General features: G+C 71.4%; 20 protein-coding genes, 1 tRNA gene and 1 pseudogene. 8 read left to right on the forward strand and 14 right to left on the reverse strand.

What is annotated here, in order from left to right; translation table 11 throughout:
• Positions 1-124: 124 nt before the first annotated feature.
• The 4 genes and pseudogenes from ACFQS2_RS05235 to ACFQS2_RS05250 all read right to left on the reverse strand — a co-directional run.
• Positions 125-201, reverse strand: a tRNA-Pro gene (locus tag ACFQS2_RS05235).
• Between the two features lie 57 nt (positions 202-258).
• The gene (locus tag ACFQS2_RS05240) at positions 259-1,191 is read right to left on the reverse strand and encodes a metallophosphoesterase (RefSeq protein ID WP_377792938.1); all 933 of its coding nucleotides are present in this window, start codon (positions 1,189-1,191) and stop codon (positions 259-261) included.
• 1 nt (position 1,192) lies between these two features.
• Positions 1,193-1,939 (reverse strand): PASTA domain-containing protein, encoded by a 747-nt coding sequence (locus tag ACFQS2_RS05245; protein WP_377793124.1) that lies wholly within the window; start codon positions 1,937-1,939, stop codon positions 1,193-1,195.
• Positions 1,842-3,545: pseudogene (locus tag ACFQS2_RS05250) on the reverse strand (transglycosylase domain-containing protein); the annotation flags it as partial. The pseudogene ACFQS2_RS05250 and the gene ACFQS2_RS05245, both read right to left, overlap by 98 nt.
• Before the next feature lie 206 nt (positions 3,546-3,751).
• Between ACFQS2_RS05250 and ACFQS2_RS05255 the strand changes: the two are divergent.
• The 4 genes from ACFQS2_RS05255 (at position 3,752) to ACFQS2_RS05270 (ending at position 5,700) form a co-directional block, all read left to right on the forward strand.
• Positions 3,752-4,054, forward strand: coding sequence for a WhiB family transcriptional regulator (locus ACFQS2_RS05255; protein ID WP_377018329.1), 303 nt, complete (start codon positions 3,752-3,754; stop codon positions 4,052-4,054).
• A gap of 103 nt (positions 4,055-4,157) precedes the next feature.
• Positions 4,158-4,328: a DUF4177 domain-containing protein gene (locus tag ACFQS2_RS05260; RefSeq protein ID WP_377018328.1), complete on the forward strand. Its 171-nt coding sequence runs from the start codon at positions 4,158-4,160 to the stop codon at positions 4,326-4,328.
• A gap of 4 nt (positions 4,329-4,332) precedes the next feature.
• On the forward strand, positions 4,333-4,869 hold the full coding sequence (locus tag ACFQS2_RS05265; protein ID WP_377018327.1) for a RidA family protein: 537 nt from the start codon (positions 4,333-4,335) through the stop codon (positions 4,867-4,869).
• A gap of 9 nt (positions 4,870-4,878) precedes the next feature.
• On the forward strand, positions 4,879-5,700 hold the full coding sequence (locus ACFQS2_RS05270) for an MBL fold metallo-hydrolase (protein ID WP_377792939.1): 822 nt from the start codon (positions 4,879-4,881) through the stop codon (positions 5,698-5,700).
• Positions 5,701-5,992: 292 nt separating this feature from the next.
• Here ACFQS2_RS05270 and ACFQS2_RS05275 read toward each other — a convergent pair whose 3' ends face one another.
• Positions 5,993-6,670, reverse strand: coding sequence for a Crp/Fnr family transcriptional regulator (locus ACFQS2_RS05275; protein ID WP_377018325.1), 678 nt, complete (start codon positions 6,668-6,670; stop codon positions 5,993-5,995).
• Positions 6,671-6,828: 158 nt separating this feature from the next.
• Between ACFQS2_RS05275 and nth the strand changes: the two genes are divergently transcribed.
• From nth to ACFQS2_RS05295, 4 genes are all read left to right on the forward strand, one after another.
• Positions 6,829-7,608: an endonuclease III domain-containing protein gene (gene nth, locus ACFQS2_RS05280; RefSeq protein ID WP_377792940.1), complete on the forward strand. Its 780-nt coding sequence runs from the start codon at positions 6,829-6,831 to the stop codon at positions 7,606-7,608.
• Positions 7,605-8,312, forward strand: a complete 708-nt coding sequence (locus tag ACFQS2_RS05285; protein WP_377018323.1) for an NUDIX hydrolase — start codon at positions 7,605-7,607, stop codon at positions 8,310-8,312. The genes nth and ACFQS2_RS05285 overlap by 4 nt, the downstream gene beginning before the upstream one ends.
• Positions 8,313-8,558: 246 nt before the next feature.
• A complete protein-coding gene (locus ACFQS2_RS05290; protein ID WP_377018322.1) occupies positions 8,559-8,945 on the forward strand; it encodes a cold-shock protein in 387 nt (128 codons plus the stop codon).
• A 4-nt stretch (positions 8,946-8,949) separates the two neighbouring features.
• The gene (locus ACFQS2_RS05295) at positions 8,950-10,014 is read left to right on the forward strand and encodes a DUF3027 domain-containing protein (RefSeq protein ID WP_377018321.1); all 1,065 of its coding nucleotides are present in this window, start codon (positions 8,950-8,952) and stop codon (positions 10,012-10,014) included.
• A 71-nt stretch (positions 10,015-10,085) separates the two neighbouring features.
• Here the strand turns inward: ACFQS2_RS05295 and ACFQS2_RS05300 are convergent, their stop codons facing one another.
• The 9 genes from ACFQS2_RS05300 to ACFQS2_RS05340 all read right to left on the reverse strand — a co-directional run bounded on the left by ACFQS2_RS05300 (position 10,086) and on the right by ACFQS2_RS05340 (position 22,426).
• Entirely contained in the window at positions 10,086-11,288 is a 1,203-nt protein-coding gene (locus ACFQS2_RS05300; RefSeq protein WP_377792941.1) for a DNA polymerase III subunit delta', read from the reverse strand.
• The gene (gene tmk, locus ACFQS2_RS05305; protein WP_377018319.1) at positions 11,285-12,016 is read right to left on the reverse strand and encodes a dTMP kinase; all 732 of its coding nucleotides are present in this window, start codon (positions 12,014-12,016) and stop codon (positions 11,285-11,287) included. The genes ACFQS2_RS05300 and tmk overlap by 4 nt, the downstream gene beginning before the upstream one ends.
• A complete protein-coding gene (locus tag ACFQS2_RS05310) occupies positions 12,013-13,089 on the reverse strand; it encodes a Gfo/Idh/MocA family protein (protein WP_377018318.1) in 1,077 nt (358 codons plus the stop codon). Before ACFQS2_RS05310 ends, tmk begins: the two co-directional genes overlap by 4 nt.
• Before the next feature lie 158 nt (positions 13,090-13,247).
• Positions 13,248-14,111: a carbohydrate ABC transporter permease gene (locus tag ACFQS2_RS05315; RefSeq protein WP_377018317.1), complete on the reverse strand. Its 864-nt coding sequence runs from the start codon at positions 14,109-14,111 to the stop codon at positions 13,248-13,250.
• Positions 14,108-15,331, reverse strand: a complete 1,224-nt coding sequence (locus ACFQS2_RS05320) for a carbohydrate ABC transporter permease (protein WP_377018316.1) — start codon at positions 15,329-15,331, stop codon at positions 14,108-14,110. The genes ACFQS2_RS05315 and ACFQS2_RS05320 overlap by 4 nt, the downstream gene beginning before the upstream one ends.
• Positions 15,328-16,686 (reverse strand): ABC transporter substrate-binding protein, encoded by a 1,359-nt coding sequence (locus ACFQS2_RS05325; RefSeq protein ID WP_377018315.1) that lies wholly within the window; start codon positions 16,684-16,686, stop codon positions 15,328-15,330. Before ACFQS2_RS05325 ends, ACFQS2_RS05320 begins: the two co-directional genes overlap by 4 nt.
• A gap of 230 nt (positions 16,687-16,916) precedes the next feature.
• The gene (gene topA, locus ACFQS2_RS05330) at positions 16,917-19,673 is read right to left on the reverse strand and encodes a type I DNA topoisomerase (RefSeq protein ID WP_377018314.1); all 2,757 of its coding nucleotides are present in this window, start codon (positions 19,671-19,673) and stop codon (positions 16,917-16,919) included.
• A gap of 102 nt (positions 19,674-19,775) precedes the next feature.
• Positions 19,776-20,804 (reverse strand): phosphatase PAP2 family protein, encoded by a 1,029-nt coding sequence (locus ACFQS2_RS05335; protein WP_377018313.1) that lies wholly within the window; start codon positions 20,802-20,804, stop codon positions 19,776-19,778.
• Complete coding sequence (locus tag ACFQS2_RS05340; RefSeq protein WP_377018312.1) at positions 20,801-22,426, reverse strand: methyltransferase; 1,626 nt, start codon at positions 22,424-22,426, stop codon at positions 20,801-20,803. Before ACFQS2_RS05340 ends, ACFQS2_RS05335 begins: the two co-directional genes overlap by 4 nt.
• Between the last annotated feature and the right edge of the window lie 20 nt (positions 22,427-22,446).

A 22,446-nucleotide genomic window follows, 5' to 3' on the forward strand; every position in this document is an offset into this window, starting at 1 on the left:
CCGGAGAAGTCCTCAGAGAGCTCATCATCGACCCCACCCGCGACTACCAACCACAGCAGAGATGACAAAGGCCCGAACCCACGTTGCGTGGGTTCGGGCCATGCCGATGTCCTGCGACATCACATGGTCGGGGTGACAGGATTTGAACCTGCGACCTCCTCGTCCCGAACGAGGCGCGCTACCAAGCTGCGCTACACCCCGGAGGATCCTCGCCGAAGCGGTTCACCGAGGAGCAACTTTAGCAGGGGTGCGCGGGTGTCAGGTCCCCCTGGCGGGCGCCGGTGCGCGCAACGTGAGCAACGTCGCCTCGGGCGGGGTCAGCAGGCGGTAGTTCGAATAGGGGCTCGCACCGAGCCCGGCGCTGACGTTCAGCGGGACGCCGTGCCACGAGGAGAGCCCGCGGGCCTGCCGGCGGGGCAGGTCGCAGTTGGTCACCAGCGCGCCGATGCCCGGCAGGCGCAGCTGGCCGCCGTGGGTGTGGCCGGCCAGGATCAGCTCGGCCCCGTCGGCCACGAAGGCATCCAGCACGCGGCGATAGGGCGCGTGGGCGACCCCGAGACGCAGCACGTGCCCGTGCGCCGGCGGCGGCTCCTGGGCCGGCTCGGGGACGCGGTCCCGGTCCAGGTGCGGATCATCCACGCCCACCAGGCGGATCTCGAGCCCGCCGAGCTCGATGGTCGCCCGGGTGTTGGTCAGGTCCTTCCAGCCGTGGGCCGAGAGCACGCGCGCCAGGTAGGGCGTCGGCAGCGTCGGCTCCTTGGGGTCGGTGAGGCCTTCGGGGCGTGCATCGGGCAGCAGGTAGCGTGCAGGGTTCTTGGGCGAGGGGGCGAACATGTCGTTGGAGCCCATCACGAAGGCGCCCGGGCGCTGCAGCAGCGGATCGAGGGCCTCGGCCAGCACCGGCACCGAAGCGGCCGAGGAGATGTTGTCTCCCGTGTCGATGACCAGGTGCGGCCGCAGTGCGGCCAGATGGCGCAGGAACGCGAGCTTGCGCTCCTGGTCCGGCATCAGATGGATGTCGCTGAGGTGGAGGACCCGGATGGTGCGGGTACCGGGCGGGAGGATCCGCAGCTCCGCCTCCCGCAGCGTGAAGCGGTGGATCTCGACGTGACGCGACCACACGTGCGCCGCCGCGGCGGCGCCGAGGCCGGCAAGGCCCACTGCGCCCGCGGCCGCGGGGAACGGCCGCACGTCAGCCCTGCCCGGTGGACTGGCGGACGACGACCGTCTCGCCCTCGGGCAGGCGCGTGCCCGGGGGCTGCTCCGTGCCGATCACGAACCACTCGCCCACCGTGCCGGAGGGCTCCTTCGTGATCTCGACCCTGTAGCCGGCGGCCTCGAGCGTCGACTGGGCCTCGGAGAGGACCATGCCGGAGACGTCGGGCACCACGCCCTTCTGGACCGCCTGGGTCCCCGGCTGCTTGGTCGAGGCCGGTGCGGACGGGAAGGGTTCGCTGGGCAGGCCCTCGTGGACGCGGCTCATGTACTCCTGCCAGGTGGGCAGGGAGACGGTGTTGCCCCACACCTTCCCGCTGCGCAGCATCTCGCCGTCGACCGGGAAGCCCGCGGGGCGGACGTTCGCCTGGGGGTGGCCGAACCAGACGGCGGTGGACATCTGGCGGGTGAAGCCGACGTACCAGGTGTGGAACTGGGAGCCGGAGGTGCCGGTCTTGCCGCCGGCGGGGTGGCCCTCGATGATCTTGCCCTTGCCGGTGGCGCGGGGGTCCTCNGACCGCCTGGTGGCATTCGGCCCCGGAGATCGGCATGGCCTCGCCGTTGCGGTCGATGACCTCGGTGACCGCCTGCGGCTTGCAGTACGTCCCGCCGGCGGCATAGGTCGCATACGCGCTGGCCATGTCCAGTGCTGAGATGCGCACCTCACCGAGGACCACGACGGACGGCGCCAGCTCGGTGCCGTAGACGTCCTCGATGCCGGCATCCCAGGTGGCCTGGTCGTACGGATTATGCGTCGCCGGGACCACGCCGATGTCGCGGGCGCCCCCGGCGATGTCGCACAGATCCAGCTGCCGGGCCATGTTCGCGTAGGCGGTGTTGATCGAGAACTTCGTCGAGTTCAGCGCGGTCTCCATCGGGGCGATGTCCACGGAGACGGCGTTGTCCGGGTTGTATCCGGGGCTCTCCCGCCATGCGCCCCGGGAGAGGCACTTGGCCGGGAAGCTCGGCATCGTCTCGCGGCCGGTGGCGACCTTGTCCATGATCCCGTGCCCGGTCTCCAGCCATTCCTGGAGCACGAAGGGCTTGAACGTCGAGCCGACGGGGAAGCCGCTGGAGCCGCCGAGGGCTTTGGGGACGTTGTAGTTGATCGCCGTCTCGCCCGGATTGACCTCGTCGTACGGGTTGAACGTACGGTTCTCGGCCATCGTGAGGATGTTGCCCGTTCCCGGCTCGACGGTCACGATCGAGTGGCCGAAGCCGTGCTGCGCATCCCCCGGGACCCGGCGCTGCAGCACCTCCTCGGCGGCCGCCTGCGTCGAGGGATCCAGCGTGGTGCGGATGGTCAGCCCGCCCCCGTAGAGCAGCTTCTGGCGCTCCTCGTACGTCGGGGCGAACTCCGGGTCGTTGAGCAGTGTGCGGGTGACGTAGTCGCAGAAGAATCCGCTGCCCTCCGCGTCGGCACAACCGGCCCGGAGGTTCTGGATCTGGAGCATGTCCTCGATGGGCTGCTCGGAGTACTTCGTGTACTCCTCGTCGGTGATGAAGCCTTCACGGCGCATGTCCGCCAGGACCTCGTTGCGGCGCTTCTCGCCGGCTTCCGGGTGGCTGACCGGGTCGTACTGGTTCGGACCGTTGGTGACCCCCGCCAGCAGCGCTGCCTCGCCCGGATTCAGATCCGCAGCGTTTTTCGAGAAGTAGTGCCGCGAGCCGGTCTCGACCCCGTACTGGGACGGGCCGAACTGGGCGACGTTGAGGTAGGCGTTGAGGATCTCGTCCTTGCTCCAGCGCTTCTCCAGCGAGATCGCCAGCTTCGCCTCTCGCGCCTTGCGCCCGTACGTCTGCTCGGTCGCCTCGTTGATGTCCTCCTGGTCGCCGCGCTGGACCGCGTCCATCAGCAGGGCGTTCTTGACGTACTGCTGGGTCAGTGTCGACCCGCCCTGGGTGGCGCCGCCGGCAGCATTGCTCGCGAACGCCCTCACCAGGCCCTTCGGGTCCACACCGCCGTGCTCGTAGAACCGGCGGTCCTCGACCGCGATCACCGCATGCTGCATGTGCGGCGAGATCTCCTCGAGCGGCACCATGATGCGGTTCTCGGTGTAGAAGGTCGCCAGCAGCGACCCGTCAGCGGCCTCGATCCGGCTCGCCTCGTTCAGCGGCTCGACCTCGAGCTCGGTCGGGTAGGACTCGAACAGCTCCACCCCGTCCTCGGCGATCGCGGAGGTGGCCGAGACGGCGGGAAAGAAGAAGGCGGCCAGGAGTACGCCGCCGAGCGCCGAGACGGCGATCATCCCCAGCAGCAGGTACAGGGACTGCGCCAGGGCGACGGGAAGGGAGCGTCCGGAACCGGAGCTGGACGGAGTGCTGGCCATGATCCAAGAGTACGGCGGGCACGGGACGCAGGGCCAGACGCCGGGCCGGTGGCCGAGGAATCTTCACAACGCGAGACCGGGCCGGGTCCTCGGGTCGCTGCCGCTCGAGGAGTGCTCGCGGTCGGTGGCCGGGTTTTGCGATGTGGCGTGGGTCTCCCTAGAGTATGGACAAAACGGGTCGACGAGGACCCGGGAAGGGGACGCAGATGAGCATCGGGGGGACTCCCATCAGCGCCGATTCGAGCTGGGCGGCACGCGGAGCCTGCGTGAGCATGGATCCGGACGGATTCTTCGTGCAGGGCGCGGAGCAGCATGCGGTCAAGACCACCTGTGGCTCCTGCCCCGTCCGGACGGAATGTCTGGCCGACGCGCTGGACAACCGTGTGGACTTCGGGGTGTGGGGCGGGATGACGGAGCGGGAGCGCCGGCGGCTGCTGCGCCGGCATCCCGATGTCAGCGACTGGTCCGCCGTGCTGCGGCGTGCCTCGCAGGAAGCCGTGGGCAGTTGACCGGTCGCAGCTGGCCGGTCGGGGCGTGTCCATCCGCTCGGGCGCGTGTCCACGGGCGGTCCCGCGAGGCCCCGGAGCAGGCCGTGGCCGGTAGGCTCGCCCCATGAGCACGCACACCCGCTGGGAGTACCTCACCGTTCCGCTGCTGATCCACGCGACCAAGCAGATCCTCGACAACTACGGCGAGGAGGGCTGGGAGCTGGTCCAGGTCGTCCCCGGGCCGAACCCGGAGAACCTGGTCGCCTACCTCAAGCGTCCTCTCGCCGAGGCCTGAGCCGGTGGCCGCCGCAGCGCAGGGCGCCACCACCGGCCCCCGCGTCCGGGCTCGCCTGGAGGAGCTCGGGCTCTCGTTGCCCGCTGTCGCCGCGCCGGTGGCCGATTACGTGCCGGCCGTGGCGACCGGTGTCCACGTGCACACCTCCGGCCAGCTTCCGTTCGTCGACGGCGTCCTGCCGCGCACGGGCAAGGTCGGCGCCGACGTGACCCCGGAGCAGGCCGCCGAGCTCGCCGCGACCTGCTGCCTCAACGCCCTCGCCGCCATCGAGGATCTCACCGGAGACCTCGACCGCGTGGTGCGCATCGTGAAGCTGACCGGATACGTCGCCTCCGATCCCGGCTTCACCGCGCAGCCCGCGGTCATCAACGGCGCCAGCGAGCTGCTCGGCGCGGTGTTCGCCGACGCCGGCCGGCACGCGCGCAGCGCCGTCGGAGTGGCCGTGCTGCCGCTGGATGCGCCGGTGGAGCTGGATCTCCTGGTGGAAGTGGACTCCCCGCTCGTGCCGGGCCCCGCGCCCGTCTCCGTCCCCGCCGGCTGAGGCCCTGCCGTGTCCGACGACGAATCGCAGCGGGACCCGGCAGGACCCGCCGTCGAACTGCTGGCGGTCCCCGCATCGAACCCGGGGCCGATGACCCTCAGCGGCACCAACAGCTACGTGATCCGTGACGGTGACCAGGTGTGGGTGGTCGACCCGGGCCCCAAGGACCCCGAGCACCTCGCCGAGCTGCTGGTCAGCTGCGGCGAGGACGCACGGCCCATGGGCGTGCTGGTCACCCACCGACACCTGGACCACACCGCCGGCGCGGCGACACTGGCTCGCCAGCTCGCAGCCCGCAGCGGCCGCGAGGTGCCGCTGTGGGCGGCGGACCAGGTGGCCGTGCCCGGCTCCCGGCCCCTGCCCTCCAGCCTGGAGAGCGACCACGGCATGGTCGGACACATCATCCACCTGCCCGGTCACACCGCGGACTCCGCGGCCGTGCTGCTCGACGGCGGCCGGCTGCTCAGCGGCGACACGCTGCTGGGAGGCTCCTCGACGGTGATCGTGCCCGACGACGGCGGATCGCTCGGTGACTACCTGCAATCGCTCGCGATCCTGCGCGCGATGGCGCTGGACGGCCGGATCGGCTCGATCCACCCCGGTCACGGCCCGGCCTACGAGTCGCCGCCCGCCGCGCTGGCGGCCATCGAGGAGGCGATCTCGCATCGCGAGGAGCGCATCGAGCAGGTCCGTCGGGCGCGCACGGCAGGCGTCCTCACCCTGGACCGACTGGTGCGTTCCGTCTATGGCCCTGATCTTCCCGCGTCGCTGCAGGAGGCGGCGCGCTGGAACCTGCGCGCCACGCTGGAGCATCTGGCCGAGGGGAACTGAGGCGGGCCGGGACATGCGGCTCGGACCGCCTGGTCTCGGCTGGCCGTCTGGCCTCGGCTGACCCTCTGGCCTCGGCTGACCGACCGGTTCGCGCCGACCGGTTCGCGCCGACCGGCCTGCCCGCCGAAGGGCGCTCTCGCCCGCCCTGGCGCCGCGGGCCCGCCTGCCGACGAGGACACACCGGCCGCGCAACGTCGAATCCCCTGATATGTGCCGGTCGTGGCACATATCAGGGGATTCGACGTCTCGGTCCGGCGTGGCGGTGGTCCGAGGTCGGCGGCGCCGGCCCGAGTCAGCGGGCGCGGCGACGCAGACGCTCGACGTCCGAGATCAGGACGGCGCGTGCCTCCAGCCGGATCCAGCCGCGCGAGGCGAAGTCCGCCAGCGCCTTGTTCACCGTCTCGCGGGACGCCCCGACCAGCTGGGCCAGCTCCTCCTGGGTGAGGCCGTGCGCGACCATCACGCCGTCGTCGGTCTGGCGACCGAAGCGCTGGGCGAGGTCGAGCACGTTCTTGGCCACGCGGCCCGGGACGTCGGCGAAGACCAGGTCGGCGAGCGACTCGTTCGTCTTGCGCAGACGCCGAGCCAGCGAGGCGAGCAGGTGACGGCCCACCTCGGGGCGCTGCGCGAGCACCCGGTACAGATCCTGCTGCGAGAGCGAGTACAGGACCGACTCGGCGACCACGGTCGCGGTCGCGTTGCGGGGGGCCGGGTCGAACAGGGACAGCTCGCCGAGCGTCTCGCCCGGGCCGAGCACCGCGAGGAGATTCTCGCGGCCGTCGCCCGAGGCGTGGCCGACCTTGACCTTGCCCGAGCCGATGATGAAGAGCCGGTCGCCCGGATCGCCCTCCCGGAAGATGATGGCGCTGCGGTGATAGTCCTCCTGCTTCATCGACGCCAGCACGGCCTGCTTGCCGTCCTCGTCGAGCGCAGCGAACAGCGGCGATGACCGTACGATGTTCTCGTCCACGGAACCTCCTGATGGTGGGGCCCCGGACGTCCGGGACCGTGCTGTGCTACCCATTGTGACCGATGCAACCAACAGCGGTGGTCACAGTCACATGATGGGGGAACACTATCGCGCCTGCGCCACCGGGGCCCGCCACCTTCCCACGAGGAGCAGTCCTGATGCCCACGCCGACCCCGTCCGCGGGCGCCGCGCCGACGCCCGCAGGGCCGGCCGGCGCCGCCGAGGTCAGCGCCCGGCTGCGGGAGCTGTACCCGGACGCACGCACGGAACTCGAGCATCGCGACGCGTTCGAACTCCTGGTCGCGACGGTGCTGTCCGCCCAGACCACCGATGTGCGGGTCAACTCCGTCACTCCGGAGCTGTTCTCCGCCTGGCCCGACGCGGCCGCCCTGGCGGCGGCCGAGGAGAGCGAGGTCACCGACGTGGTCCGTCCGTTGGGAATGGGTCCGACCCGGGCGCGTCGCATCATCGGACTCGCCCGAGGGCTGCTCGCGGAGCACGGCGGCGAGGTGCCCGACGATCAGGCGGCGCTCGAGGCGCTGCCCGGTGTGGGGCGCAAGACCGCGCACGTCGTGCGGGGCGCATGGTTCGGTCGCTCCCTGCTGGCCGTCGACACGCACGTCGGCCGGCTCGCCCGCCGCCTGGGGTGGACCGCGGCCACCGACCCCCGGGCCGTGGAGGAGGACGTGGTCGCCGCGGTGCGCAGCAGTCCGCCGGCCGGCCCGCAGGGCACGGGGTCCGGCGAGGCACGCACGGAGGACGCGGAGCCGCCCGCGGGGCCCGCTGACCGCGCGGAGCATCCGCAGGAGCCGGAGGAGGATCTCGCGGCGCTCTCGCTGCGGCTGATCCTGCACGGGCGCCGGATCTGCACGGCGAGGTCACCGCGCTGTCCCGATTGCGTCCTGGCCGACGTGTGTCCGAGCGCAGGCGCCGTATGAGAGGCGCGAGCGCTCCGCACCCACCGCGCAGCGGCGGCGCACGGACCCCGCAGTTCCTGTCGTCGCTCGCCGACCGGGCGCGCAGCGGCGACGTGCTGGTCACCCGCGACCCCGATCCCCGCGACCCCGCCCGCGGCACCGACCAGGAGCGCCGCAGCGCCGTGCTGATCCTCGTCGCCGGGACGGAGATCGACGACGCCCGGATCGTCCTGGAGGAGCGGGGCAACGCACTGCGCTCCCAGCCCGGCCAGTTCTCCCTGCCCGGCGGGGGACGGGACGCGGGGGACGACGACGATGTGGAGACCGCGCTGCGCGAGGCGCAGGAGGAGACCGGCCTGGACCCCGATGGCGTACGGGTGCTCGGGGCGTTCGCACCGATCCCGATGCCCTGGCGCGGCCAGCGGGTCACCCCGGTGCTGGCCTGGACCCCCGTCGCCCCTGCGCTGGGTGTCCAGGATCCGATCGAGGTGGAGCGCGTGGTGTGGGCGTCGCTGACCGGTCCCGGCTCCCTGAGCGATCCCGCGCACCGGCGGCGCGGCCTGCTCAGCGGCGTCCCCGTCGGCCCCGTCTTCGAGCTGCCCGAGGACGCCTTCGTGTGGGGCTTCACCGCCATGATCCTGGAGAACGTGCTGACCGGGATGGGTCTGGAGCCCGTTGCGCGGACGGCCCCCACCCGCGAGATCCCGGCCCAGCGGCGCCGCTGACCATGCAGGCGCCGCCGCCGACCACCCGAGCGGTGCCCGACGTCACCCGCGTCGAGCGCGCTCGCCACGGCCTGGACTGCACGCGCTAGACTGGATCGTTGCCGGACGGTCTCCGGCGGCCGACTGCATGCCCGAACGCATGCAGGGTGCGTGCACGCAGAACCCGTCGGACCCGAACCCGGCTCCGCGCGCGCCCGGACTTCCAGAACCAGCAGACCGACACCAGCAGACAAGGATGGGATCCACGTGCCACGCGGCAAGGTGAAGTTCTACGACGCCGAGAAGGGCTTCGGCTTCATCCTCGATGACGAGGACGGACAGAGTGTTTACGTGCACGCCTCGACCCTTCCCGAGGGAGTCGCCACGCTCCGCCCGGGGACCAAGGTCGATTTCGACATCGTCGACGGCCGTCGCGGCCCGCAGGTGCTCGCGCTGCGCATGCTCGAGCCTGCCCCGTCGGTGAGCCGCGCGCGCCGCCCCAAGCCCGACGAGATGGCGGGCATGGTCGAGGACCTCATCCGCCTGCTGGACGATGCATCCAACGGCCTCCGCCAGGGCCGCTACCCCGATCGCGCGCACGCACAGAAGATCTCCACCGTGCTCCGCGCCGTCGCCGACAACTTCGAGGCCTGAATACATGACGCAGTCGACCATCGCCCCCCGTCGCACCCGCACCGCCCGGCCTCGGCTGGACGCGGTCGCGGCCGACGCCGTCGAGCTCGCCCGCGAGGCGCTGCTCGAGGTCACCGAGCCCGGCCAGGTCGGTGAGCACCTGCGCGTCGAGGCCAGTGGCGAGCGGTTGGTCACCCATGTCTTCGAATGCACCATGCCGGGCTACCGCGGCTGGTCCTGGGTCTCGGTGATCGCCCGCGCACCGCGCGCGAAGGTGCCGACCGTGGCGGAGACCGCGCTGCTGCCCGGCGAGGACGCCATCCTCGCCCCCGAGTGGGAGCCGTGGTCCGAGCGTCTGAAGCCCGAGGACATCGGCGCCGACGATCTGCTCCCCTTCCACGAGCAGGACGAACGGCTCGAGCCCGGCTACGAGGCCACCGGGGACGAGGACGCCGACCGCGTCGCGCTGTGGGAGCTGGGCCTGGGCCGCCCGCGGGTGCTCTCCCCGCACGGCCGGTCCGACGCCGCCGAGCGCTGGCTGGAGAGCGACTTCGGCCCCCGTCAGACCTCGAGCCGCGGTCGCCGCGGCACCGTGTCCGCCACCTGCAGCAGCTGCGGCTTCCTCACCCAGCTCGCCGGCTCCCTGCGCGGCGAGTTCGGCGTGTGCACCAACGAGTGGTCCCCGGCCGACGGCAGGGTCGTCCACCTCGGGTACGGCTGCGGGGCGCACTCCGAGACCGGCCAGGAGGACGAGGATCGCGAGATCCAGCGGTCCGGCGCCGGTCCCGTGGGCGTCGAGGAGCTCGATGTCGAGGACCCGGCCTCCGTCGGGCCCACAGAGACCACTGAGCCGGCGAGCGCCGACGAGAACGCCGAGTCGGCGAGCGGTGCCGAGAAGACGGCGCCGGCGAGTGCTGCCGAGGCCGCTGAGCCGACGGAAGTCGGGGCGGCGTCCAGGACGCTGACCGACGTGCCCGAGGCCGATTCTGCCGCCGACGAGGAGAACGCTGCCGCGACACCGGACGCCAAGCCGGCGGCCGACGCGAACGCCGAGTCGAGCACCGACGCCTCCGAGACGCCGCAGGCCTGACTCCTCGCCGACGCGCCTGCCCGCGCAGCTCCTCGCGGACGCGCGCCAGCGCAGCTCCGCGCGGGCGTGCGTCAGCGCAGAGAGACGGCGACGCGCGAGAGCAGCGCCTCGATCGCGAGCAGGGGCGGCACGTTCCCGCTGATCCGGGCCCGAGCCTGCCCCACCGCATCCAGCAGTCCCAGGGTGATCGTCCCGGAGCCGTTCGCCGCGGTCCGTTCGACCTCCTCGGCGACCTCGATGTTGACCAGCTCGCTGGAGGTGCCGAGCTGGCGGCTGAGCACATCGCGCAGCACCGAGTGCGCATCGAGCAGGTAGCGATCCAGCACGTCGCGCACCAGCCGGGTCTGGCGCCGCTTGGCATCCTCCTCGAGCTGACGCACCTGCGCCCGCAGCGCCGGCGGCACCTTCCCGTCGTCCACGCCCGCAGAGCGCAGGAAACGCTCCTTCTCCTCGGTCGCGACGGCATCGGCATGCTCCTTGGCCTCCGCGGTCGCTCGGTCCACCAGCGACTGCGCGGCCAGCACCGCCTCTCCGGTGCTGCGCAGGCCCAGGAGCGTGCGCGCGGAGTCCTCACGCGCCGCCAGAGCGCCCTCCTGCGTGGCGTAGCGCAGGGCGAGACCGATGTGTCCCTGCGCGGCGCGGGCCGCCCGCACGGCGAGCTGCTCGGCCACGCCGTCGCGGCGCCGCAGCAGCTCGGCGACCACGTCCGAGGACGGCACCGCGAGGGTCACCGCCCGACAGCGCGACCTGATGGTGGGTGCGAGGTCCTCGGCCGAGGGCGCGCAGAGCATCCACACGGTCGAGGGCGGGGGCTCCTCGATGGACTTCAGCAGCACGTTGAAGGTGCCCGCGCTCATCCGATCGGCGTCCTCGATGATCACCACCCGGCGCGGCCCGGTGGCCGGGGACCGCTGGGCGGTCATGACCAGAGCCCTGACCTCCTCTTTCGCGATCGAGAGCTTGTCGGTCGCGACCACGGTGACATCCGGATGGGTGTCGGCCAGCACTGTCCGGCAGGCCCGGCACTGCCCGCAGCCGGTGCCGTGCTCGCACTCGAGCGTGGCGGCGAAGGCCCGTGCCGCCGTGGACCGCCCCGAACCGGGCGGGCCGGTGATCAGCCAGGCCTGGGCGAGGGAGCCCTCCGGGGACGCCGCACGGCGGAACTGTGCGACGGCGGCCTCCTGCCCGACCACGTCGGCCCACACGCCGGAGGCCGGATCGAAGTGGCCCCCGCCAGGAGGGCCGGCGGGCAGGTGCGTTCCCGGCGCGGTCACAGCTCGTCCCGGTGCGAGGTGTGCGGGAGCTCCTCGAAGGTGGGGTCGAAGAGGTCCAGCAACTCGGCGACGGCCTCGAGCACCTCGGCGTGGACCTCCTCGCGCGGTCGGGTGCCGTCGATCACCGCGAAGCGCTCCTCGTCGGCCTCGGCCAGGTCCAGGAACTCCTGGCGCACCGTGGCGTGGAAATCCTCGCCGGCCTGCTCGAGACGATCACGGCCGGCCGCTTCCCGGCGCGTGCCCAGAACCTCCGGGGGCAGGTCGAGCAGGATCGTGCGGTGGGGGAGGAGTCCGTCGGCCGCCCACAGCGACAGCGAGCTGATCGAGTCGGGCTCCAGGTCCCGGCCCGCACCCTGGTAGGCGATCGAGGAGTCGAGGTACCGGTCGCCGAGCACGAGGCCGCCGCGGGCGAGGTGGGGGCGCACCAGCGTGGAGATGTGGTGGGCGCGGTCGGCTGCGTACAGGAGCGCCTCCGCGCGGGGATCGACGTGCTCTCCGTGCAGCAGCAGCTCCCGGATGCGCGCCCCCAGGGGGGTGCCGCCGGGCTCACGGGTGGTCAGAATCAGCTCCTCGGAGACCGAGCGCTCGCTGACCAGGTGGTCGCGCAGCATCGCCATCTGGGTGGACTTGCCCGCTCCGTCGCCGCCCTCGAAGGAGATGAACACCCCTCGGCGCGGGGGATGCGGTGAGGGGATGCGCAGGCCGCGGGCGGTCTCGAGGATGCTCACGCGCGCTCCTCCCCGGGGTAGACCACGCCGAGCTCGGCGCGCACGGTGTCCATCGTGTCCATGACGCTCAGGGTATCCGCCCAGCTCATGAGCGGGGATTCCAGGTCTCCTGCGGTGACCCGGCGGGCGGCCTCGGCGATCTCGTAGGCCATGCCGTCGCCGGGCGCACCGGGATGCTCGAAGCTCGCCGTGCGGCCGTCCAGCAGGGAGACGGTGAGAGTGCCGGGCGCGAAGAACGGGCCGGACAGCCGCGCCGCGCCGAGCGTGCCGCTGACCACGGCCTCGGTGGGGGTGCGCGCCAGCAGGGTGCTCGAGAGCCGGGCGCGGCCACCGCCGGTCCCGCGGGCCAGGACGGCGAGGTAGGCGTCGACGCCGGTCGAGGTGAGGTCGCCGCGGACCGCGAGCTCGGTGAGATCGCCGAGGACCATCTGTGCGAAGGAGACCGGGTAGACCCCGAGATCGAGCAGGGCGCCGCCGCCGAGCTCCGAGGCGTACATGCGGTGGGCCGGGTCCTCGGGGAAGGACTGGCCGTGATCGGCGGCGACCTCGATCACCTCGCCGAGCAGACCCGAGGCGATGACCTGCCGCAGCACGTCGTACTGCGGCAGGAAGCGTGCCCACATCGCTTCCATGGCGAAGGTGCCGCGCGCACGGGCCACCTCCAGCAGGTCGCGGGCCTGGCTGCCGCTGAGGGTGAAGGACTTCTCGACCAGCACCGGGATGCCGGCTTCGAGGACGGGCCGGGTCAGCTGATGGTGCTGGGCGTGGGGAGAGGCGACGTAGACGGCGTCCAGGCCGCCGGCGGCGAGCATGTCGGCCACCGAGGTGAACGCCTGCTCGATGCCGTGCGTGGCGGCGAACGCCTCGGCGCGCTCCGCCGAGCGGGAGACGACGGAGACCATTCGGGAGGCCGTCGCGCGATGTGCGGTCGCGGTGAACTGCCCGGCGATGTGACCGGGAGAGATCACGCCCCAGCGCAGGCCGGGCGCGGTGGCCGGGTCGGGGACGGTGGAGGCAGGCAGGGCCAGGGAGTTCTGGGCCTCGGGGCCTCGGGGGTCGGCGGTCTCGCTCATGACTCCAATCTACCCAGCGCGTCCGACGTCCACTGCCATGGTGGACGATGGGGAGGAGAGGTCCGCCCTCGGCTGAATCCGCACTCCGTGGCGCGCCGTCCGAGATATCGCGGTGCGCCGCTCGAGACTGCGCCGGGGCGGCCTCCCAGTGATCCGATTCAGCCCTTCACCGAGCCCGCCGTCATGCCTCGCACCAGGAAGTTCTGGAGCGAGAAGAACACGATCAGCGGGATCAGCATCGACAGGAACGCGCCGGCGGTCAGCAGCTCCGCGCCCTGTCCCTGGGTGCCCAGCAGCTGCTGCAGGGCCACGATGATGGTGGTGTTGGCGCCGCCGCCCAGGAACAGGCGTGCGATCAGCAGGTCGTTCCACACCCACAGGAACTGCAGGGTGGCGAAGGCGGCGATCGCGGGCATCGACATCGGAGCCACCAGTCGCCAGAAGGTCTGGTAGTGCGAGGCCCCGTCGATCTTCGCGCTCTCGATCACCGACCACGGCAGCCCGCTCATGTAATTGCGCAGGATGTAGATCGCCAGCGGCATCCCGAAGCCCGAGTGCAGCAGCCACACGGCCACGAACTCCCCGGAGATGCCCAGTCCCCGCGGTCCCAGCAGGTTCAGCAGGGGCTGGAAGGCGACCTGGATCGGCACCACCATCAGCGCCACGATGAGGATGAACGCGAGCTCCTTGCCGCGGAAGCGGGTGAAGGTGAACGCGTACGCCGCGAAGGCGGCGAACATGATCGGCAGCACCGTCGCGGGGACGGCCACGACGACCGAGTTCAGCAGCGAGGAGCCCAGGGCGGTGCTCTCGAACAGCCGCTGGTAGTTGGCCAGCGTCCAGTCCGCGCCGAAGGGGCCCAGCACGGCGGTCCACCAGCCGGAGGTGGCGGCGTCGGTGCGGCTGCGGAAGCTCGTGATCAGCATGCCGAGCGTCGGGATGGTCCACAGCACCCCGAGCAGGATCATCACGATGATGGCGGCCGGGGAGCGGCGGCGGCCGTCCGCCATGCGTGCGCTCATCGCTGCGCCTCCTGCTGCTTGTAGGCCCGCACCTGGTAGAACACCACCGGCATCACCAGGATCAGCAGCACCACCACGACCGCGGCTGCCTCTCCGGCTCGCTGCTCGGTGAACAGCTTGCGGAAGAACAGGTTCGCGATCACATCGGTGTTGTTGCGGCCGTTGGTCATGACGTAGACGATGTCGAACACCTTCAGCACCACGATCAGCACCGTGATGAATACGGCCAGGACGGTGCCGCGCACCTGCGGGAAGACGATCTGCCAGAAGATGCGCATCTCGCCGGCGCCGTCGATGCGCCCCGCCTCGACGGTGTCCTCGGGCACGGCCTTGATCGCCGAGCTCAGCAGCACCATCGCGAAGCCCGTCTGCAGCCAGATCAGGATCACCATCAGCAGCAGCGAGTTCAGGCGGCCCTCGCTGATCTGCATCCACGGCTGCGGCTCTCCGCCGAGGCCGACGACGATCGCGTTCAGCACGCCCGTCTGCTGCGAGCCGGGGGAGTCGTAGGCGTAGATGAGACCCCAGATCGTCGAGGCCCCGACGAAGCTGATCGCCATCGGCAGGAAGATGAACGACTTCGCGGTCTTCTCCCCGGTCGGGGAGAGCTTGTCCGCGAGCACGGCGACCATGAGACCGAACGCGACGGTCACCACGGGCACCACGACGACCCACAGGAGGTTGTTGATCAGTGCCTGCCAGAAGCCGTTCGAGGAGAAGATCGCGGCATAGTTCTCCAGCCCCGTCCACTGCGTGGAGTCGTTGTTGGCGAAGGAGTACACGACGGTCTGGACCGTCGGGTACACCAGCATCACCGCGATCAGGGAGAAGCCGGGCAGCAGGAACGCGTAGGGGATCAGGCCCCGCGAGAACCGGCCCGGCAATCCCTCGATCGCCATGTTCAGGAACAGGAAGAACAGCACCGCGCCGCCGATGCCGACGACCAGGCCGGTCAGCCCGATGATCACGTCGCTGCCGCCGAACCAGGCGGGGTAGTACGCGAACGCCAGGAACAGGGTGCACACCGCCCACGCGGTGACCGCGAGGCCGACGGCGCCGATCAGGATCCGCAGCGGCTTCGCCGTCGAGTACGACGGAGCCGACGGAGCCGACGGATCTGTCGAGCCCGAAGAGCCCGGTCCCCCCGCTGAACTCGCAGCGCCGGAGCCCGCTCCCGGAGCCGGATCGGGCTCCTGGGGGCGGGCAGCAGCGCTGCTCACTGGGGCCATGATGCCTCGACGTCGTCCAGGACCTCCTGGGACGTCTTGTCCCCGCCGACCCACTGGTTCATCGCGGTCCAGAAGCTGCCGCTGCCGACGGGGCCGGGCATCAGATCCGAGCCGTCGAAGCGGAAGACCTCCGCATTCGAGGCGATGTCCGCGACCCGGCGGGTGGTCTCGTCGGCGTAGTGGGAGTTGTCGAAGCTCTGGTGCGGGCTCAGCCAGCCGCCGGCCTGGGCCCACTCGCCGCCGAAGTCGCTCGAGGTGATGAACTCCATGACCTGCTTCGCCTCGTCGTCCTCGGTGGCGAACAGCGCTGCCAGATCCCCGCCGCCGAGGATGGGCTGGCCATCGAAGCCGCCTTCCCAGGGCGGCAGCGCGAAGACGCCGACGGCGTTGTCGAGGTCTGCCTGCACGTCCTCGGGGAAGAACCCGGTCACGAAGTTGCCCTGGCGGTGGAGCATTGCTCGCGGCGGGTCCTCGAACAGGGGCAGGGACGCCTCGGAGAAGTCGGTGTTCAGGATGGTCTCGGAGCCGCCCAGCACGTTGCCCTCGGTCTTGAGCACTTCCCCGAGCGCGTCGAGGGCCTCGACCACCTTGGGGTCGTTGAAGGGCACCTCATGAGAGGTCCACTGGTCGTAGAACTCCGGCCCGTGCATGCGCAGGATGAACTCCTCGAGCCAGTCGGTGCCCACCCAGCCGGTCGCCTGATCGGCGTTCCAGGCATCCGCCCAGGGGGCCGTTCCGGAGGCCTTGATCTCGTCGGCGATGCCCTGCAGCTCCTGCAGAGTGGCCGGCTCGGTGCTCCAGCCGCCGTCGGCGTAGGCCGCCGCGGGATACCAGACCAGGGATTTCACGGCCAGACGGATCGGTGCGCCGTAGATCGTGTCCTCCGCCGTGGCGGCCTCCAGGAAGCCGGGGATCAGCGAGGACTCCAGCGAGTCCACATCCAGCACGTCGCCGATCGGGGCGATGTGGCCGTCGGCGGCGAGTTCGAGCAGCCCACCGGGCTGCGGGAACAGAGCGATGTCCGGCGCATCGCCCGCACTCGCCCGGGTGCGAATGGAGTTCGCGAAGTCCTGGTCGGAGGTGTACTCGACGCTGATGCCGCTCTCGTCGGTGAAGCTCTTGAGCGCGGCGTTGAACCCTTCGGCCTCGACGCCGCCGAAGTTTCCCAGGATCGTGACCACACCGTCGCCCGGGCTGCCTCCGGCGGAACCGCCCCCGCCCCCGCCGCCATCGGAGCCGCCGCTGCCGCCGGAGTTCTCAGGATTCTGCAGGCACCCGGCGAGTCCGAGCGCGGTGGCCGTCGCCGCGCCACCCATGACGGTGCGGCGGGAAAGATGTGAACGCATGACAGAACTCCTTCATCAACGGTGATGGGGATGTTGCTGCATTCATACTACGCCCAGGTCATGGCGCGAAGAGGGGTAATGAGGAAGGAACCGGGAATCCCGCCCCTCGGTGCCGACCGTTCGGTCCTCGTTCGCCCGGAATCATGGGATCCCGGGGTCTGGAGCCCGGGGCCCGGAATCGGGAGACCTCGGACCGGCGCGCGGAATGCCGCGTGCCGGCCCCGAGGGACTCACTTCTTCGTCGTGGTGCTCTTCTTCCGGGTCGTCGAACCCTTGGACGTCGAGCCCTTGGTCGTCGAGCTCTTGGAGGTGGAGCGGCGGGCGGCCGGCTTCTTGGCCGGACCCTTCGCACGCTTCTCCGCGAGCTTCTCCACGGCCACCTTCTCCGTGATCTCCTCGACCGATTCGCTCGAGCGCAGCGAGACGTTGGTGGAGCCGTCGGTGATGTACGGGCCGAAGCGCCCGTCCTTGATCACGATCGGCTTCTCGCTGGTGGGATCGGTGCCCAGCTCCTTCAGAGGGGGCTTCGCGGCCGCCCGGCCGCGCGTCTTGGGCTGGGCGTAGAGCTTCTCCGCCTCCTCCATGGTGATCGTGAACAGCTGCTCCTCGCTCTCGAGGGAGCGCGAGTCCGAGCCCTTCTTGAGGTAGGGGCCGTAGCGGCCGTTCTGCGCCGTGATCTCCGTGCCGTCCTCCGTGGTGCCGACGACGCGGGGCAGGCTCAGCAGCTTCAGCGCGTCCTCGAGGGTCACGGTCGCCAGATCCATGGACTTCAGCAGCGAGGCCGTGCGCGGCTTGGGCTTCTTGCTCTTGGCCGTCGACTTCTTCGCCGTCCCCTCCGCGCCCTCGTCGGCCTCCGGCAGGATCTCGGTGATGTACGGGCCGAAGCGACCGTCCTTGGCGACGAGCTCGTGCCCGGTCTCGGGGTCCACTCCCAGCACACGGCCGTCGTCCTTGGCGCGTTCGAGCAGCTCGGAGGCGACCTCGACGGTCAGTTCGTCGGGCGCGATGTCATCGGAGACGGACGCGCGCTGTGGCTCGCCGCCCTCGATCGGCTCGCCGTTCTCGTCGCGGGGCTGGCGTTCGACGTAGGCGCCGTAGCGGCCCACGCGCAGAGTGATGCCCTCGCCGATCTCGATGCTGTTGATGGCGCGGGCGTCGATGTCGCCGAGATCGTCGACCATGGGCTTCAACCCGATGGGCCCCTCGGACCCGTCCGAGAGGTAGAAGTCCTCCAGGTACTGCGCCCGGCCCAGCTCACCGCGGGCCATGCGGTCCAGCTGCTCCTCCATCTGAGCGGTGAAGTCGTAGTCGATGAACGCCCCGAAATGCTCCTCGAGCAGACGGACGACGGCGAACGCGGTCCAGCTGGGCACCAGGGCGGTGCCGCGGCGCAGCACGTAGCCGCGATCCTGGACGGTCGCCACGGTGGAGGCGAAGGTCGAGGGGCGGCCGATCCCGCGCTCCTCGAGCGCTCGCACCAGCGAGGCCTCGGTGTAGCGCGGGGGAGGGGTGGTGCTGTGCCCGTCCGGGACCAGCTCGCGGGTATCGAGCGTCTGGCCCTCCTCCATCTGCGGCAGGCGCTTGTCGCTGCCGCTGTCGGAGTCCTCCTTGTACCGCGTGGCGTCCCGGCCCTCCTCGTAGGCGGCCAGGAAGCCGCGGAAGGTGATCACGGTGCCGGAGGCACGGAAGGTCGCGGCGCGCTCCCCGTTCTCGACCAGCAGCTCGACGGTGGAGGTGGTGCCCTTGGCGTCGGCCATCTGCGAGGCGACGGTGCGCTTCCAGATCAGTTCGTAGAGGCGGAACTCATCGCCCGAGAGGGATCCGGAGACCTCGGCCGGAGTGCGGAAACGATCCCCGGCGGGGCGGATCGCCTCGTGCGCCTCCTGCGCGTTCTGGGACTTGGTCTGGTAATAGCGCGGCTTGTCCGGCACGTACTGGGAGCCGTACAGCTCCGCGGCCTGGCCGCGGGAGGCCTTGACGGCCTCTCCCGACAGCGCCACCGAGTCGGTACGCATATAGGTGATGTAGCCGTTCTCGTACAGCGACTGCGCGATCCGCATCGCCTGCCGGGCACCGAGGCGCAGCTTGCGGGAGGCCTCCTGCTGCAGCGAGGAGGTGGTGAACGGCGCCGCGGGGCGGCGGGTGTACGGCTTCGAATCCAGCGAGGTGACCGTGGCGGGGGCGTCGGTCAGGGTCTCGACGAGCTCCCGGGTGGAGGCCTCGGTGAGCACGGTCGCGTTCTGCGCCCGCGACTTCAGGGTGCCGTCGTCGGCGAAGTCGCTGCCGGTGGCGACGCGCGAGCCGTCGACGGTGGCGATCTTGGCGGTGAACTGTTCGGCCTCGGCGCCGAAGGTGCCGGTCACGTCCCAGTAGTCGGCGGGGACGAACGCCATCCGCTCGCGCTCGCGCTCGACCACGAGGCGGGTCGCGACGGACTGCACGCGTCCGGCCGACAGGGAGGGCTTGATCTTGCGCCACAGCACCGGGGAGAGCTCGAAACCGACCAGACGGTCCAGGATGCGGCGGGTCTCCTGCGCGTCGACCAGGTGGGAGTCGATCTCGCGGGTGTTCTCCAGCGCCCCCAGGATCGCGTCGCGCGTGATCTCGTGGAACACCATCCGCTTGACCGGCAGGGACTTCTTGGGCTTGAGGGTCTCCAGCAGATGCCAGGCGATCGCCTCGCCCTCGCGGTCCTCATCGGTGGCGAGGTAGAGGGTGTCGGCGTCCTTGAGGGCCTTCTTGAGGTCCGCGACGGTCTTCTTCTTGTCCGGGCTGACGATGTAGTAGGGCTCGAAGCCGCCCTCGACGTCGACCCCGAACTTCCCGTAGGGCCCCTTCTTCATCTCGGCGGGCAGGTCGCGAGGCACCGGGATGTCACGGATGTGTCCCACCGATGCCTGGACGATGAAGTCGTCCCCGAGGTAGCGGCCGATCGTCCGCGCCTTCGCCGGGGACTCGACGATCACCAGATGTCGTCCGCCAGTCACGTTGCTGTGTCCTTCCTCGCCGCGAGACGTCGCGGCCCGTCCGCCGTGGCAAGGTGCCGAGGTCAGGGTTGTCCGAGCACGTACTGCGCGCTCGGCGATTGTTCACGGTACACGTTCGCCGGGGCGGGTCCTGTGTGAGATCGGCGTGCGCAGAAGCAGCACCAGAGCCATCCAGGCAGCGGTGCACCCGCCGATGACGGCGGCCATCGCGGAGAACGCGGTGGCCTGCTGGGCCCCGTCCTGGAGGTCCAGCGGCAGCTGCAATGAGACGAGTTCGTAACCCCCGACGCCGAGCCCGGCCAGGCCGGCCAGAGCCAGCAGGAGCGCCACCACGGAATCGACGGCGCTCGTGCGCAGCCGCAGCAGGGGTCCCGTGGAGCCGTCCGGCCCGGCGACGTCCGCTCCCGGGGCGCCCCTGCGCCGGCGCCCGTGCCCGGTGCGTCGGGCACTGCGGGCCAGGCGGCGCCTGGTGCCCAGCCCGTCGAGGGCGAGGACCAGGAACGTCCACGCCGCCACCAGCACGAGCGCGCCGAGGACGTCGCTGGGCCGGTGCCAGCCCAGTACCACCGTCCCGATGCCTGCGCTCGCCGTCCACGCCGTCCCCAGCGGGGCGAGCACGGCCCGGGCGCCGCCGGAAGCCAGCACCAGCGCGATCACCGCCGTCGCGGCGAGCGTGGTGTGGCCGGAGGGAAACGAGTTCGGGGTGATCTCGATGCCCAGCCCCAGCGGCTCGCGCGAGACCAGGAAGTGCTTGACCACCTGGGTGGTGAGATTCGCGCCCGCCACCAGCACCGCCAGCGGCAGCAGCAGGCGCCACCGGCCGCGGACCAGCACCAGCACCAGGGAGAGGGCCAGCAGCACCGCGATCACGGGCAGGCTGACCGTCCCCACGGCCAGTTCCGCGTACTGCGCCAGGCGGCCCTCGTGGGCGAGCGCACCGGACAGCGCCAGCTCGTCCAGCCGCTGCCCGCTCGCGGTGCCCACGGCCGTCCGCGCCAGCAGCGTGACCGCCGCGACGCAGACGGCTGCCGCCAGCAGCGACAGCAGCGGCCGGGCGAGGCCGCCGACGCGGCGGCGGGACCCGGCGCTGTGGTCCCCGGTGGGGTCGGTCGCGGTGCGTCCGGCGGTCATAGAGTCACCATCCTGCTGATCACGAGTTCACGCACCGCTGGCAGGACCCGCGCGCGGGCCTCGTGCTCGTCGGCGTCGGTCAGGGCGCATACGGCGGCGAGGACCTGACCGAGGGTAAGGGTCCCATCCAGTGCGCCGACGGTCGCCGCGAGTATCTGGTCGGCCCGGACCACGCGGGCGAACCCGGCGCCCTGGGCCAGTTCGATGAGCGTGGGGTCCCATGCGCCCGGCGTGAAGTGGCGCCGCTCGATGACGTCGGCTGCGCGCACCGGGCGCAGGGCGGCCAGGGCGTCGTCATCCAGGGCCGCGAGTTCGTCGATCGCGTCCAGGCCGTCGGCGAGATGGGCGGCCAGGGACCCGGTCCCGGTGCCCGCGGCCTGTTCGGTGCGCAGCACTGCGGGGCGAGGCAGGGCAGGGACCGACCGGGCGCCGTGGTCCGGGCGTCGCAGCAGCAGATAGCCGAAGCCGATGCCCTCCACATCGCGCGCGGCGAAATCGTCCAGCCACGCCTCCAACAGCGGGGACCAGCGGGCGTCGCGCTCGGTGATGCCACCGTCACGGGCCCAGGTCTCCGCGTACTGGGCGGGATCCTCCTGCTCGCGCTGGATCACCCAGGCGTCCACGCCGTCGGCTCTCGCGGGATCGAGCCAGGCTCGCGGATGCGCGTCCCACGGCTGATCGCGGGAGATCTCCCAGTTCCCGAGCATCACGGCGCTGCCGCCCGGTGCCAGGTGTGCCGGGACCGCCTCCAGCAGCTCGGCGAGCAGCGAATCCCCGGCGCGGCCGCCGTCGCGGTAGGTCCAGCGGGCCTCCTCCTGCCCTGCCTCGCGCGGGGTGATCACGAAGGGAGGGTTGGAGACGATCAGGTCGAAGCTCTCCCCGGCCACCGGGGCCAGGAGCGATCCGTGTCGCAGCTCGATCTCGACGTCGTTGAGCGCCGCGTTGAAGGCGGCGAAGGCCAGTGCCCGCCGTGAGAGATCGGTGGCCACGACGTGATCGGCATGCCGGGCGGCGTGCAGCGCCTGGATCCCGCCGCCGCAGCCCAGATCGAGCACGGTGGCGACCCGGGTGCGCGGCGTGATCCGCGCCAGGGTGAGCGAGGCCCCACCGATACCGAGGACATGGTCGGGGCCCAGCGCCTGCCCGGTGGCCAGCTCGGAGAGGTCCGAGGCGATCCACCAGGCGATCTGACCGGCGTCGTCGCTGGCTGCGTACGGGGCGAGGTCGACGGCGGCGCGCAGCAGCGGCTCGGCGGCCTCCGCAGCTCCGGGAGTCTCCCGTGACGCGGCCGGGATCACCAGGCCCAGTGCGCTCGCCCCGTCAGCGCCCAGCGTGGGCAGTGCGCGCTGGATCACGGAGCGGGGCACCACGGCTCCCAGGGTGAACAGGCGGAAGAGGACGGCGGCGGCGTCGGTGCGGCCCTCCAGGGCACGGCGGGCCGGCACGGGATTCTCGCGGCGCAGGGCGGCGACGGCGACCGGTCCCAGCAGAGCCTCGGTGGTCTCGACCGTGTAGGAGGCGGCAGTGAGGTCCGCGCGCAGCGCAGCGATCTGCTCCGGCACGATCCGCGGCGGGGCGGGCGTCGGGGTCCGTGAGGGCGCCGCTGGCGAGTCGGGTGGCATGGCTACGATTGTGCCCCAGC

This window comes from Brachybacterium sp. GCM10030267, from assembly GCF_042666875.1.
GTDB lineage: Bacteria > Actinomycetota > Actinomycetes > Actinomycetales > Dermabacteraceae > Brachybacterium.

Bases quoted from the DNA above. Each gene is read 5' to 3' on its own strand.
- ACFQS2_RS05315 (WP_377018317.1), bottom strand. From the start codon at position 14,111: ATGAGCGCACGCATGGCGGACGGCCGCCGCCGCTCCCCGGCCGCCATC.
- ACFQS2_RS05260 (WP_377018328.1), top strand. From the start codon at position 4,158: ATGAGCACGCACACCCGCTGGGAGTACCTCACCGTTCCGCTGCTGATC.
- ACFQS2_RS05285 (WP_377018323.1), top strand. From the start codon at position 7,605: ATGAGAGGCGCGAGCGCTCCGCACCCACCGCGCAGCGGCGGCGCACGG.
- ACFQS2_RS05340 (WP_377018312.1), bottom strand. From the start codon at position 22,426: ATGCCACCCGACTCGCCAGCGGCGCCCTCACGGACCCCGACGCCCGCC.
- ACFQS2_RS05255 (WP_377018329.1), top strand. From the start codon at position 3,752: ATGAGCATCGGGGGGACTCCCATCAGCGCCGATTCGAGCTGGGCGGCA.
- ACFQS2_RS05325 (WP_377018315.1), bottom strand. From the start codon at position 16,686: ATGCGTTCACATCTTTCCCGCCGCACCGTCATGGGTGGCGCGGCGACG.
- ACFQS2_RS05295 (WP_377018321.1), top strand. From the start codon at position 8,950: ATGACGCAGTCGACCATCGCCCCCCGTCGCACCCGCACCGCCCGGCCT.
- ACFQS2_RS05335 (WP_377018313.1), bottom strand. From the start codon at position 20,804: ATGACCGCCGGACGCACCGCGACCGACCCCACCGGGGACCACAGCGCC.
- nth (WP_377792940.1), top strand. From the start codon at position 6,829: ATGCCCACGCCGACCCCGTCCGCGGGCGCCGCGCCGACGCCCGCAGGG.
- ACFQS2_RS05310 (WP_377018318.1), bottom strand. From the start codon at position 13,089: ATGAGCGAGACCGCCGACCCCCGAGGCCCCGAGGCCCAGAACTCCCTG.